The sequence below is a fragment of the Bacillus sp. 5mfcol3.1 genome, assembly GCF_900114335.1.
Taxonomy (GTDB): domain Bacteria; phylum Bacillota; class Bacilli; order Bacillales; family Bacillaceae_G; genus Bacillus_A; species Bacillus_A thuringiensis_S.
This window is the reverse complement of the sequence record NZ_FOST01000001.1, coordinates 1470715-1484963: the sequence shown is the minus strand read 5'-3', so window position 1 is coordinate 1484963 and position 14249 is coordinate 1470715. Positions and strand designations below refer to the sequence as shown.

Below are 14249 nucleotides of genomic sequence, written 5' to 3'. Positions count from 1 at the left end.
CTTCTTTTCAACTACACTAATAGCTAATTCACGTTTTTTTTCGAATATATATAGACCCTTCACTAACAGAGACATATATGAAATGTATTCCCACTACATAAACATCTATAATCTGATTATCAACATCCTTATAACCTTTAAATCTCATCCTCGGTTATTCTAATAGCTCTCTTGTTCGAAAAGATATTTTTAAAAATTCCTACTCCCACAATTAATAAACCTATACCAACTAATTTATTTATTTGTAATGGAATGCTCTCCATTCCAAATAATCCAAATGTATCAATACATAACGCAACGACCAATTGAGTAATAAGACTAATTAGCACCGTATATGCTGGACCTAAACTCTTTATTGCACCCATTATACAAATAATTAACCCGATGCCAAACAGTCCACTTACATAAAACAAATAATTTGCAGTATACACTTTAATGCTAATACTGTTTTCTGTAATGATATAAAATAGAATAGAACTAATGAGACCTATTCCAAGGACACATGTAGTCGTTAACCACTGTCCTACATTTTCATTTACTTTTGCATTAAAAACAGATTGTAAGCTAATTAATATTCCTGCTAATATAGCTAAACTAAATCCAATCAAAATCTTCCTCTCCCTTTCATTGCTCATATATATTATCTTTAGCGACTTCCTTCATTCTAGAAAAATCTTTAATGACAATAACTCCATTACTTTTTTCAATTAATTTTTCATTATAAAATCTTTGTAATACCCGAATTACGTGCCTATAACTTACCCCTATAAAGCCTGCAATACTCGTTACCGATGTCGTATCCAAATCCCCTTTGTACATATTTCCGTTACTATCTGTTGAAATTGAAAGTAAATAACTAGCTACACGTACTTCTACAGGATAAAGTAAATTAAGAGCAGTAAAACGAGTCGATATTTTTAACGTGTTCGCAATGTTTTCAAGTAAGAATTTCATAAATATAGGATCATGTAATAACTTGTTTCTAATAACCGTATTAGAAATGGAAATCGCTACAACATCTGAACAAGCTTCAACGACATTATGTGCTTTGCTATTTTGAATTAATTCAATATCACCAACAATTGCGAGTGGATTAATAAAGCGAAGGATTAGTTTCTTCCCTTCAGGTGTAATCGTATAAACTTTTACTTTACCTTTAACAACAAAATATAAACGATTCATTTCGTCATCTATATTGCAAATAAGCTCGCCTTTTTCAAAATGATTTAATTGAAAATATGCTGTATCTATTTTGGAAAAAATCTCGAGCGTTTTATTGATTTTCAAATAATGCGTAATTAAACTTGATCTATTCTCCATATTCATTTCCTCCTTTCATTTACATATTAAATACAACAATACCTATAATCATTACTATTGTTCCCACAATATGATATCTCTCCATCTGTATCTTTTTTATATGAAACAGTCCTTTCATTTCAATAACTGTTGCCGTTAACAATTGAGCAACCATTAGTGTGCCAGCTGTCAATGTAACTCCTAGTGAATATATCGCCATAGTTTCTGCACAAATAATGAATCCACCAAATGCACCCGCTACTAAATATATTTTTTTTACACTCTTTAAATCCGTTACTTTCTCTTCTTTCTTTAACAAAAATACAGTTGTTGCAATAATGAATCCAATTAAATGGGTTATAATACTCGTCGACCATATACCGATATGTGAACTAAGTTTCGCATTAAAGGTTCCTTGAAGTGTTATAAATATCCCCGCAAAAACAGCAAATAGAATACCTTTCAAAAAATCATCTCCTCATCCTTTATTTCTGACTTAATTAAAAACCATCATCCTATAATGGCAAAAGGACAAATGTCACATCACTATGAAAATAACTTGGAATGAAAAAAAACACACCTCAAAAATACGAGATGTGTTTTATAATTATTTATATATAATGTTTTATAAATAAAAATTACGCTACATTAAAAGATTTCTTTTTCATAACAAATTTTGCAAATAAGAAACGTACAAGCGGTCCCATAATAATTAATTGTAATGGATATGCCATTATGAAATTTTTAATAAAAATCGAAAAATAAATTGAAACAAATGAATCTCCTTGTAGTCCACCATGTAAATGCATCATAGCCATACCGAAAAATGACATAAAGAACACCATTCCGATTACCATAGTTGTCGCCATTGCAACGATAATATTTATTTTCTTAGATTTATCAAATGGCAACATGAATACAATTTTTTTCGCACAAGGTCCAACTATACTTATTTCAATTAATAGCGCAATAATAAAGCCAATTAATAGTTCTAATGCAATCTCTTTAATATAAATTGGTCCTCCTGTTTCATTCATTAGTAAATTGGAAAACGTCATTACGATAACCATTCCAAAGCACATCATCATGCCAAATTGGAAGTTTTCCTTTCTTGTTGTTGGCAAATTTCATCATCCTCTCTCTTTGAGTCTTTGTCATTATATCGACATTGGAAACCCCTTCGTAAGTGAACATTTTGTGAACAAATTTAAAACGTTTTCATATATTTTCTTTACTTTCAACTCAAATTCTCACTTTTACTTATAAAGGTTTTATATATTTCAATGTTGAATTACTAAATTTAACATTGCATTACACTATTACTAGGAGGATAACCATGAATGAAGCAGAATTTTACGCATATCACATCATAACAAGGAAAAGAATGCATATCAGACAAATGATTCCTTTTAACAAAAATCAACACAATACTCTATATCACTTCTTTTTTGAAAGAGAACAATTAAATGCTAATGGTGAAGATGGCATACAAATTTTAAATAATCACTATAAAAATGACGAATTACATATAAATAATGAAAGTGCTAAAGTAGTTATGAGTTATATGGATCAAACAATTAGAGCAGTTAGAGAAACAATTGTAGAAATGGTTAGACTACAAGAATTCCCTGAATACCCTTCCAGGTTATCTTGTTTATACGCTTCAAAAAGCTATGAAGATGCTTTAAAATGGAAAGCATTATTTGATTCTTACAATCGAGAAGTTTTACAGATTGTTAAACTACGAGTAATCGGAAGTTCTTTTGAAGGTGACGGTAATCTTTTACCGAAAGAAGATGGTATTCCTTTTTCTCAAAAAATCGAACAAGCTAGAGAGTATTGGAAAGGAAATATTAGAAATGAGCTTCCTGAGCTACTGATTAATGGAGAAATTGAAGTGGTGGAAATTATTGATGACTTTTCCTCAATTCATATTTAATTTCTAACTAAATCATATAGGATGGAGATTACAATGAAGAAAAAAGTGTACTTCAATCATGATGGCGGCGTAGATGATTTAATTTCATTATTTTTATTACTTCAAATGGAAAACGTTGAACTTACCGGTGTATCTGTTATCCCAGCAGACTGTTATTTAGAACCCGCAATGTCTGCAAGTCGTAAAATTATTGATCGCTTCAGCAAAGATAATATTGCAGTAGCCGCTTCAAACTCTCGTGGGCAAAACCCGTTTCCGAAAGACTGGCGGATGCATGCATTTTATGTAGATGCTTTACCAATTTTAAATGAGTCTGGAAAAGTTGTAACACCCATGGCAGCAAAGCCTGCACATCACCATTTAATAGAAACACTTCTACAAACGGAAGGAAAAACAACTTTATTATTTACCGGGCCCCTAACTGACCTTGCTCGTGCATTATATGAAACTCCCATCATCGAAGATAAAATTGAACGTCTCGTTTGGATGGGTGGTACATTTCTTACAGCAGGCAATGTACATGAACCAGAGCATGATGGAACAGCTGAGTGGAATTCGTTTTGGGACCCTGAAGCAGTAGCTCGTGTATGGGATGCAAAAATTAAAATCGACTTAGTGACACTAGAAAGTACAAACCAAGTTCCGTTAACTATAGACATACGTGAACAGTGGGCAAAAGAGAGAAAGTATATTGGTGTTGATTTCCTTGGTCAATGTTATGCAATGGTCCCCCCTCTCGTTCACTTCTCAACGAACTCTACTTATTATTTATGGGATGTACTAACTACCGCGCTTGTCGGAAACACTAGCCTTGCAAAAACTGAAACGATTAATAGTATCGTTCATACATATGGACCTAGCCAGGGGCGTACAGAGGAAACTGCTGATGGACGACCTGTAAATGTCGTTTATGATGTAAAACGTGATGTATTCTTTGAATATATTACTGAATTAGCAAAGAAAGCTTCTACTTGAACCACTATCTATACGAAAAATAAATAGAATAAAATCACTTCAGACGATGAACCCCTATATTTAGAATTTAGTTGAAACTACAGATTTAACTATTGAAAAGAGTATTGAATTAAATTTCAATACTCTTTTTGTGCAATTTAATTATATTGGATTAATGTAGTGTCTTATTGATTATTCATTTCATAACCATTGACAAAATACGTTATTGTTTCTAACTCATCTTCATTTAATTCTCTATCTAGTTCTTGTTTATACGCTGCCTTTATCTTCTCTTCATCACCTTTATGAGCTTCTGTATAAGTTCCTACTGTTTTTAACATACGAATCTCTTGTAAAAACTCCTCTCGATTTATCGCTTCCCCATGAGAGAGAATATATGTCTTAGCATCAAATTTCTCTAATTCATCTATCAATTTAAACGTTCTTTTCGTCGTATAGTTCCACTTCGAAGAAAAAATATCTGCATATATACAGTCTCCTAAAAATAATATCTTTTCTTCTTTCACGTAAATAACAACTGAATCATGTGCATGATCTCCGCCCACATGTTTTAACACGCATGTCACCTCACCAAGATCTAATTCCATTTGATCCTGGAACGTTAAGGCCGGAGGAATAATGTTAATATTTCTCGCTTTTTCTTCAAACTCTTTCTTGATGCAATCCGCACAAAATTTAATTTCAGTACCCTCTTTTACGCGTGCATCCAAAGCTTCATCTGTCCATTCATAAGAAACAAGTGTACGCATCTCTTTTTTCGTTTCAGAATGTGCAATAGACAATGCATCTTGTAGTACAGGCAATCCAAAAATATGATCCCAATGCCAATGGGTTAGTGCTACGAAATCTGGATTCGATACATTTTGTTCTTTTAACATTTCTAAAAATAATTGTGCATGTTCTTCTGAATTCCCTGCATCGATCATTAACGTTTTTTCTTTTCCAACAACCATTCCTAATATAGGTCTATCTGTTTCAGAAACAGGTGTCATATACCAAAATGAGTTTCCTATTTTTTTAATTTGTTGCATAACCAATTCCCCTTTTCATTTCCTCACTTAAGTTTAATATATAGATTATAACGAATCACTACTTTTTTCTCTATACTCAAACACAATTACTTGGACTAATCTAACTTTTCTTTTCGTAAGCTAAAAATAAGGGAATAGAATCGGAGTGTGATACTATGGAACGTTTATGGATCCCAATGATTGTAACATTTTTTTCGTTCGGTGGATTACTATTAGGCGGTGCTGTTGGAGTAGCAACACGCCAACTCATTGAAGAAAAGATGCATCGTTTATACGCATTATGTGGCGGTATTTTGTTTGGGTTATTGTCACTTGAAATTATTCCTGAAACATTTTCAAGCTATGAAATGATTGGACCTATACTTGGTATAGCTATCGGTATTTTAGTTATGGGCTTATTAGATAACTATTGTCACCATCCAATGATACATAAAAAAGATCAACAAGCATGGCAAACCTTTCTTTTTCTCTCTTTCGCTATATTTATTCATAATATACCGAGTGGATTTGCGTTAGGTACAGCTTTTATAAATCATAATGACTCTGCCATTCCCTTTTTAATAGCAATCGTCGTTCACCATATTCCAGAAGGATTAGCTTTAATTATTCCATTTCTTTTTACAAAACATAAATATATTTCCTTTTTATTAACGACTTTATTACTTTCTCTTATTCTCGGTACTGGCACAGTTTTTGGCATTTTGATGGAAGGAAAAGCTCTTCACCTGCAAGGCCTCATTATGGGAAGTGCTATTGGTTCACTTGGATATGTCACAATTCATGAAATGCTTTGGAAAGCTAAGAAACAGCTCTCTTTCCTTACATTTCTAATGTGGGCAACTAGTGGTTTTTTACTAATAACAGTGTTCACTTTATTCGCTGGTCATCATTAAAGTTGCTAAAGTGAAACTTTTGTTCCTCCCACACTGATTCTTGGATTACAAATAACCAGATAAATTTTCTTATTTGTATATTTTCCCTTTTTATCCAAAACATAATGTTATCTACCTATTATAAGGAGGAACAATTATGTTTGGGAAAACAGCCGGTGAAGCATTAGTTGATTTATTAATTGACTGGGGAGTAGAACACATATACGGTATGCCTGGAGATTCCATCAATTCTATCATTGAAGCTTTAAGAAAAAAACAAGATCAAATTAAATTCATTCAAGTTCGCCATGAAGAAGCTGGTGCATTAGCAGCGGCTGCCTATGCAAAATTAACAGGAAAACTTGGCGTTTGTATGGCAATTGCAGGGCCTGGTGCTATTCATTTATTAAATGGTTTATATGATGCGAAACTCGATAAAGCCCCTGTTCTAGCAATTTCAGGTCAAGTAGAAACCGATTTACTTGGAACGGACTTTTTCCAAGAAGTAAATTTAGAAAGAATGTTTGATGATGTTGCGGTTTATAACCAGCGTATTATGTCAGCAGAGCAACTACCTGCCGTAGTGAATCAAGCAATTCGAATGGCTTATACGAAAAAAGGTGTATCCGTTCTTACTATTCCAGATGATGTCCCAAAATTCGAAGTGAAAAATGGTGCCCGTGTTACAAATACTTCTTTTACTTTGCCTGAGTTGTTTCCACAAAAAGAAGATTTAGATGCAGCGAAACTCGCAATAAATGAAGCGAAAAAGCCTGTGATTTTAGCTGGAAAAGGAACAAAACATGCGAGAGAATCTTTACTTGCATTGGCAGAACATATTGGTGCTCCAATCGTACTTACATTACCAGCTAAAGGAATTATTCCTGATGAACACCCTCTTTGTATTGGTGGATTAGGATTAATTGGAACGAAACCTTCTTATGAAGCAATGAAGCATGCAGATACTTTAATTATGGTCGGTACTTCTTATCCGTTCACCGGCTTCTTACCTGAAAAAGCAAAAACAATTCATATCGATACAGATCCTGCCCAAATCGGGAAACGTTATGCGACAGATATTGGTTTAGCTGGTGATGCTGATAAAACATTACGATGGTTAATTGAAAATGTTGAAGAACACACAGACCATTCCTTCTTAGAACATCACCAAGAAATGATGAAAAAGTGGGAAGAAAAATTACACGATCAAGAAGAAGACTCTTCCATTCCAATTAAACCACAACGCGTTATGCATGCTCTGCAGCAAGTAGCACATGATGACGCAATTCTATCAGTCGATGTCGGAAATGTAACAGTATGGACCGCAAGACACTTCCGTATGACAAACCAGCAATTTGTCATTTCTAGCTGGCTCGCAACACTTGGCTGCGGTTTACCTGGTGCACTTGCTGGAAAAATTGCTTTCCCGGATAAACAAGTATTTGCAGTTTGTGGTGATGGTGGATTTGGAATGACGATGAATGACTTCGTAACAGCTGTAAAATATAAATTACCAATCGTTGTCGTCGTATTAAACAATAATAAAATTGCGATGATTAAATTTGAACAAGAAGTTATGGGTAATATCGAATTCGAAACAGACTTAACGAACCCAGATTTCGCAAAATATGCAGAGGCGTGTGGAGGTATTGGATACCGTGTTGAGAATTTAGATGAGCTACTTCCCGCTTTCGAAAATGCAGTAAAACAAAATAAACCGTGTATTATTGATGTAGTTGTAGATGCTAACGAAGCACCAATGCCAGCAAAAATCACATTTGGTCAAGCCGCTGGTTATACGAAGCATATGATAAAAGAATTATTTGAAGAAGGTAAGATTGATTTACCTCCACTTTAAACGAAAAAAGATAGCTGAAAACAATTTGTCTTCAGCTATCTTTTTTTATTTTTGTATCTCTTTATAAAAAGAAAAGTCATTCATAGTTGGTTGTACTTGTTTCTCTACTTGCAATTCTTTACTCTCCTTCTCTGTCCTTCTCACATTTCCTAGCTTAATCGCATCTTGCATGCTATTACTAATTAGGTTTCCAGCTAAGATTGTCATACTATAAAAAGCAATCGGTATAAGTACAATCCATGTATGAGTAGTTAAGTGCCGGAAGTTTTGACCAATTAATCCTGTCCATTCTTTTGTTACACTATCTGGATCCATTCCACTGAAGGTTATTGTTCCACCAAAAAATAATTGCAACAAACCAAGGTGTAAAAGAAGTAATAAAGTACTCACAAATTGTTGTGCTACTAATAAAAGAAATGATGGTAACATATGAGGCCATATATGGCGCTTCAACCTCTGCCATTTACTCCCGCCAAGCACAGTGGCTGCCAACATAAATTCTTCTTTCTTAATACGTTTAACTTCTTGCGCTACATACAACATAACTGTTGGTACAGCAAGACATGTAAGAACTATAATTTGAAATGTCACCCACAAATACAACGGCACAACTTCCGCTCCACTATCAAACGTTAAAACTTCATTTAACATAAAATAAGAAATCATAACCATTGGTACAATACTAAAAGGATCAAAAAAGGATGAGATAACCGGAAAAGATCGCTTACCATACATACCAAGAAGTAAACCAATCCCTCCTCCAACTATAACTCGTAAAGTTGCTATAATTATACTCGCTCCAACTGTCCATTTCGCGCCTTCTATTATTAATTGGACAAGGTCACGGCCTTTCGTATCACTTCCGAACCAAAATTTACTTGATGGCGAAAATGGAGCAGCCTCTAGTTCTCCTTTTTCATTATACATCATCGTAAATTCACGAATATTCCCATCGAAAAATAACGTATATCCAATACTAATAATCATTAGTACACTCAGAAAAGTAACACCTATCCAAAATCTCACATCTCTTTTTACAACTTGCCACATGTTACACACGCTCCCTTATAACATTTTGTAAAAGCGTATGTAATATACGAAATAGTATAAAAAGCGGAACGTATAATATAACTAGACTCACTGTAAATATTTCTAATTTAGAATTTTCTTTTACAAATACAAACATTCCATATGTATTAAAAATCCATTCGATAATATATAAATTGGATAGCATAAATAAAATATTTGTTTTCGCATAGTAAATTGTCGTCAATAAAACATTCCTTGAAACATGATGTGTTAAAATATGCTGCAAACTTAGTCCTTTACTCTTCGCAAATATACTATAATCTTTCTCCATTTCTTCTTTAAAACGTAATAACAATAGTTTAATAAATAATAACGTTGTTGGTATTGTAAGACATATAATCGGTAACAATCGTACTCTCTCTTCTCCTAATCCAGCAAGTTTTATTGGCATAAAACCTGTTTTTTGAAAAACAATTACGACAAGAAGTTGTGATAATAAAATAAGTAATATATCCGGTATACTCTCTAGCGTAAGAAAAACTCCATTCCACATTTTTTGCTTCATATGAGAACGCTGCAATACCCAAACAACAAGTACATACGCTATAAGCAAAGATAGTAAAAAAGCTGATAGAAATACAATCATAGTTTCACTATAATGAATCCATATTTGTGGAAATAATTTCCTCGAGTCTCGAAATCCAAATGTAATTTCCCATGGTCGGAGTAACTTTCCTCCAATAAACACAATCGTGTTCCAAAAACCGATTAAATCAATTTGCAATCCCTTAAATAATCGAGGGAGCGCACCTAAACAGATTATACATAGAATTGCAGCTAATAATTGTAAACAAGTAATCCAACACCACTTAGCAGTTCGCATGAACATAACTATTACCCCTTACCATTCGATAGAATATCTAGAAACAAAAAGAGCTAAATATGTCACATCTCTTTAGCTACAACATGTACTCGCTTTTGCCCACTAGGTAAAATAGCTTGGTATAAACACGTAACAAAAAATAATAAACCAAATAAAATAATATACAAAGTATCCGCCTCAATCCATTTTGGGAATAACATAGCTATCGCTCCAAGAGATAACAATTGAAACCCTGTCGTTAATGGACTTAGCAAACTTTGAACACGCCCCATAAACGATTCTTCTACGATCTCATACATCCATCCTGATATTGCAACATTAATAAACGGTAAAAAGAATGTCGCTAAAGCGATACATACATAAAAAGTCCATACGTAATTTACAAAGTAACACATACCAAAGAAGACTCCTGAGCCTGCCATACCAAAAACTATAATAGATTTTGGCGCATATTTCTTACCTATACTCGTTGCTACTATGCTTCCAATTAGTAATGAAATCCCTCCAACTACACCGCCCACCATTGCTAAACTTTCATACGTTTCTGGAGCTAGTTTGTATTTTAATATGTAAGTAGTGGATACACTTAAAACACCATTTAATAATCCAAATACGATAAATCCTAAAAGTAATTTTTTTAAAGTTTCATTTTGGTATATATACCTAATCCCTTCTTTAAACTCTGTTATTAACATCTTCAAATTAACTTCTTTCCATTTTGTTCTACCATTTGGTAAACGAACTTTTTCTGGAATGGAGATTGTTTGAATCAAAATACCACTCATAATAAAAGTGAGCGTATTTACTAAAATGCTCCCGTAAATTCCAAAAGTCCAGTACACCATCGTTGCAATTCCTACACCAAACAAAGCATACAAACTATTTACCATTTGATTAATACCCGCTGCTGCACCGTATTGGTCTGATTCAACTACTCCCTGTATCATCGATTGTTCTGCTGGAGAGAAAAATTGTATACACGCATTTTCCAAAAATAAAAATATAAAGACAAGTATAATCATCCCGTAATAAAGCGAAATTAGGATTCCAATATTACAGAGCGAGCAACATATGTTACTTACTGTACATATACGTTGTCTATCAAATCGATCCACTACTGTCCCTACCAATAGAAAAAAGATTAATGCAGGTAATGCAATCATAATTTGTGTCATCGTTGCGTAAACTGGTTGTTTTCCGTATTGATCTAGCAAATAAAACATTAAAGAAATTCCAGCAATCATAGAACCGAGTCGCTCTAAAATATTTGCTAGAAAAAAACGTGCATACACTTTGTTGCGAAATAACTGTAGCATTTCTTTCATACTTCGTATCCTTTCTCTCGACAAAATAGTATTGTTTTAGTCATTTCTTGGAAGTTACATTATATTTTTCGACCATTATCCAATCTTTTCCTTCTTTATAAAAAACATAAAAAAAGAGCCCTTATTCTCAACACAAGGACTCTTTTCATAAACTATTTAGCTACCTCTTCTTTCGGCATTACCATACCTTTATAAAGTTGAACAGTTATCCAGTAATAAATGAAATAAATGACTAAGAAAATCCCTATTGGCACCCACACTTTCACAAACGGGTCAACTAATATAAAGCTAAATAAGTTAAGCCCTACTAAAACGTGAGAAATGCCAATGATCGCTGGGAAGATAAATAAATATGAAATTTCTTTATATATACTTTTCGTTAACATACTGCGTCTCACACCAATTTTTCGTAACATTTCATAACGGTGTACGTCGCGAGAAGCACCTGTTAATATTTTGAACATAAGGGAACTTGCCATCATTGCTAAAAAGGCAATTCCGAGGAAAAATCCCATAAACATTGTTCCGCTCATGAAGCTGTTCATAAACTGATAAATTGTCATTTTCGTAAATAAGTCTACCTTTTCACCTGTTGCTTTTTCAATTTGTGCTTTTTGTCTCTTGTCTATTTCGATCAATAACGGTTTATATTTTTTCATATCATCTACTTTTGCTAATATTACAGTGTGTTCTGTTCCTTGAATTCCTTTATAATGCTCTTCGTCTGCAATTCTTACTGGTTTTCCGCTAAATTGATTATGCGTAATTTGTATCTCTCTTACAACTGCGTCTTCCCAATCCTTTGGCATTTGAGGGAATTTTGCTAATTCAGGAGCCTCTAAAGCTGAATATACAGGTTCAGTTAAAGGCTCAGTCACACGTTTACGAACAGGCTCTTTTAACGTTTTTGTATCAAAATGGTCTGAAACAAGTGGTGGTTTCGCAGTTAAGTCGTTACGTAAATAATAAACCGCTTCTCCATCTACTTTATAGTTGTACTTGCTTTCTTCAACAATTTCCATTTCTTTTAAGGCAGCTTTGTCTTGATCATTCGGATCATGAATTACAACATCATATACACGAGAAAAGTCTGTCATAATACCTACATTTTTTTGGAAAGCCATACCTGCCGTCATCGCACCTGCGCCTAATGCAATTAACATTGCTACAGTACCTAATACTCTCGATAAACTATTTACTCGAAAGCGTAGCTGTGCATATGTAAAACTATTTAGACCAGTTTCATTTCGTTTTTTATTCCCCTTAATTTTCATCACAAAAAATGGGAGTAATGAACTAAAGATAAAATATGTTCCAAGTGTTGTAACGATGGTTGCTATAATAAAACCTAATTCAGCATATATTTTTACATTGATCATAAAATAGTACCCTGTACTTACTAGTAATACACCAAGTACTGTCATTATAATAATGCGAGTTTTACTTTTCTTTACTTCATCTAGTGTTTCATCTTCACGAATTAACTCTAGTTCAGTTTTACGTAACAATCGGACACTGTTCATTAAGCCAGTAATGAAAAATAGTATTAAGAAGAAAATAGCTGTAACTAAAATTGCTGGTGTGTATACAGATGCATAACTACCTTTTGCTGAAATTTCCATTCCATTCATTAAAAAGTTTCCTGCTACACTTGCAAGTAACATCCCTACTAAAATACCGATAATAATACTGACAATACCCATACCGAATGTTTCAATAAATAATAACTGTGCTACTTTTTTCTTTTTTGCACCAAGCATCATGTACATACCGAGTTCTTTTCTTCTTAACGTGAGTAAGAAAGAGTTGGCATATATAATATAAAATACAGTAATGAAAGATAATAGTATTGCACCTACCCAAAAGACGAGTCTAATACTACTAATTAGGCTATTATCTTTCGTAAATTCACTATTCATCGCCATTGTTTGGAACATGTAGAAAATACTAATACTAATAACGAGGCCAATAAGTAAAACCATATAATCTTTTAACATCTTTTTCATACTATGACGTGATAATTTAAATAACATAGTTTCGCCCCCCTACTTAGACTCAGCAGCTGAGCCCATATGAGCGAGCACACCTAAAATGTCTTGATAGAAATTCTCTCGAGTGCCTTGACGATTTAATTCTTTATAAAGAAGACCATCTTGAATAAATAAAATACGCTCACAATAACTTGCACTAAATGCATCGTGTGTAACCATTAAAATACTTACATTATGATTTTCATGTAAATCTTGCATCGCTTCTAATAAACTTTTTGCATTTTTACTATCAAGCGCTCCTGTCGGTTCATCTGCTAATACAATTGCTGGATTATGTACTAAAGCTCTTGCCGCCGCTGTTCTTTGCTTTTGTCCCCCAGAAACAGCCGTCGGATATTTTGTTAAAATTTCAGTGATGCCTAATTTCTTCGCAACGTCATTTACCTTTCCAGTAATCTCACTTGATGGTACGCCTTGCAAAGAAAGTGGTAAAGCGATATTTTCATAAATTGATAAATTTTCTAGTAAGTTAAAATCTTGAAAGATAAAACCTAATTTTTGAGAGCGAAAATCAGATAACGCATTGCCCTTCATAGAAGTAATATTTGTACCAGCTATCGTCACACTACCACCTGTCGCTTGGTCAAGTGTACTTATCACATTAAGTAAAGTCGTTTTTCCAGAACCAGAAGGTCCCATGATCCCGACAAATTCCCCTTCTTTAATACTTAACGATACACCCCTTAATGCTTTTGACTGATTCTCATTTCTTTTCCCATACGTTTTTTCTACACTTTCTACAGTAACTACATTTGTTGACATCTCTTTCACTCCATCCCTTTTGTATAAAATCAATTTCTCACATATTTCTTATTATTTTGTCATGTAAATCCTTAAGAATTTTTTAATTATTCATCCAATAAGAGTTACACCCTTAACATGAACCTATTTCCTATTTCCTATTTCCTACTTCATATTCTCATTTTTCTACAACTCGTTCCCTCGATTTCGCTTACATTTACCTTACATTTTTGTAAGATAAAAAAG

At 33.5% G+C, this 14249-nt stretch carries 14 protein-coding genes; 4 read left to right on the top strand and 10 right to left on the bottom strand.

All coding sequences use genetic code 11. The features are described 5' to 3' along the window. Window positions 1-137: 137 nt before the first annotated feature. The 4 genes from BM089_RS07725 to BM089_RS07710 all read right to left on the bottom strand — a co-directional run bounded on the left by BM089_RS07725 (window position 138) and on the right by BM089_RS07710 (window position 2423). A complete protein-coding gene (locus BM089_RS07725; protein WP_061667012.1) occupies window positions 138-608 on the bottom strand; it encodes a DMT family transporter in 471 nt (156 codons plus the stop codon). A gap of 16 nt (window positions 609-624) precedes the next feature. Further along, complete coding sequence (locus BM089_RS07720; RefSeq protein WP_000431606.1) at window positions 625-1320, bottom strand: Crp/Fnr family transcriptional regulator; 696 nt, start codon at window positions 1318-1320, stop codon at window positions 625-627. 19 nt (window positions 1321-1339) lie between these two features. Further along, window positions 1340-1765: a DMT family transporter gene (locus tag BM089_RS07715; protein ID WP_000676258.1), complete on the bottom strand. Its 426-nt coding sequence runs from the start codon at window positions 1763-1765 to the stop codon at window positions 1340-1342. Between the two features lie 172 nt (window positions 1766-1937). After that, entirely contained in the window at window positions 1938-2423 is a 486-nt protein-coding gene (locus tag BM089_RS07710; RefSeq protein WP_065228808.1) for a DUF2798 domain-containing protein, read from the bottom strand. 212 nt (window positions 2424-2635) lie between these two features. Between BM089_RS07710 and BM089_RS07705 the strand changes: the two genes are divergently transcribed. Beyond that, a complete protein-coding gene (locus BM089_RS07705; protein WP_090976513.1) occupies window positions 2636-3238 on the top strand; it encodes a DUF2441 domain-containing protein in 603 nt (200 codons plus the stop codon). A 21-nt stretch (window positions 3239-3259) separates the two neighbouring features. Further along, entirely contained in the window at window positions 3260-4213 is a 954-nt protein-coding gene (locus tag BM089_RS07700) for a nucleoside hydrolase (protein ID WP_072938365.1), read from the top strand. Window positions 4214-4377: 164 nt separating this feature from the next. Here BM089_RS07700 and BM089_RS07695 read toward each other — a convergent pair whose 3' ends face one another. Continuing rightward, complete coding sequence (locus tag BM089_RS07695; RefSeq protein WP_090976511.1) at window positions 4378-5244, bottom strand: MBL fold metallo-hydrolase; 867 nt, start codon at window positions 5242-5244, stop codon at window positions 4378-4380. A 155-nt stretch (window positions 5245-5399) separates the two neighbouring features. Here BM089_RS07695 and BM089_RS07690 point away from each other — a divergent pair, with 155 nt between their 5' ends. Together BM089_RS07690 and BM089_RS07685 are read left to right on the top strand one after the other, a co-directional pair. After that, a complete protein-coding gene (locus BM089_RS07690) occupies window positions 5400-6137 on the top strand; it encodes a ZIP family metal transporter (protein ID WP_000440615.1) in 738 nt (245 codons plus the stop codon). A gap of 136 nt (window positions 6138-6273) precedes the next feature. Beyond that, window positions 6274-7974, top strand: a complete 1701-nt coding sequence (locus BM089_RS07685) for a pyruvate oxidase (protein ID WP_000467249.1) — start codon at window positions 6274-6276, stop codon at window positions 7972-7974. Between the two features lie 45 nt (window positions 7975-8019). On the opposite strand, the gene BM089_RS07680 is transcribed toward BM089_RS07685, so the two are convergent. The 5 genes from BM089_RS07680 to BM089_RS07660 form a co-directional block, all read right to left on the bottom strand. After that, window positions 8020-9024 carry an ABC transporter permease subunit gene (locus BM089_RS07680; RefSeq protein WP_090976508.1) on the bottom strand — a complete coding sequence of 335 codons (1005 nt, stop codon included), beginning with the start codon at window positions 9022-9024 and terminating at the stop codon, window positions 8020-8022. Window position 9025: 1 nt separating this feature from the next. Next, entirely contained in the window at window positions 9026-9892 is an 867-nt protein-coding gene (locus tag BM089_RS07675; protein WP_000481000.1) for an ABC transporter permease subunit, read from the bottom strand. 56 nt (window positions 9893-9948) lie between these two features. Then, a complete protein-coding gene (locus BM089_RS07670) occupies window positions 9949-11220 on the bottom strand; it encodes an MFS transporter (protein ID WP_254904529.1) in 1272 nt (423 codons plus the stop codon). 143 nt (window positions 11221-11363) lie between these two features. After that, on the bottom strand, window positions 11364-13244 hold the full coding sequence (locus tag BM089_RS07665) for an FtsX-like permease family protein (RefSeq protein WP_090976505.1): 1881 nt from the start codon (window positions 13242-13244) through the stop codon (window positions 11364-11366). 12 nt (window positions 13245-13256) lie between these two features. Next, the gene (locus BM089_RS07660) at window positions 13257-14024 is read right to left on the bottom strand and encodes an ABC transporter ATP-binding protein (RefSeq protein ID WP_000106426.1); all 768 of its coding nucleotides are present in this window, start codon (window positions 14022-14024) and stop codon (window positions 13257-13259) included. Window positions 14025-14249 lie beyond the last annotated feature (225 nt).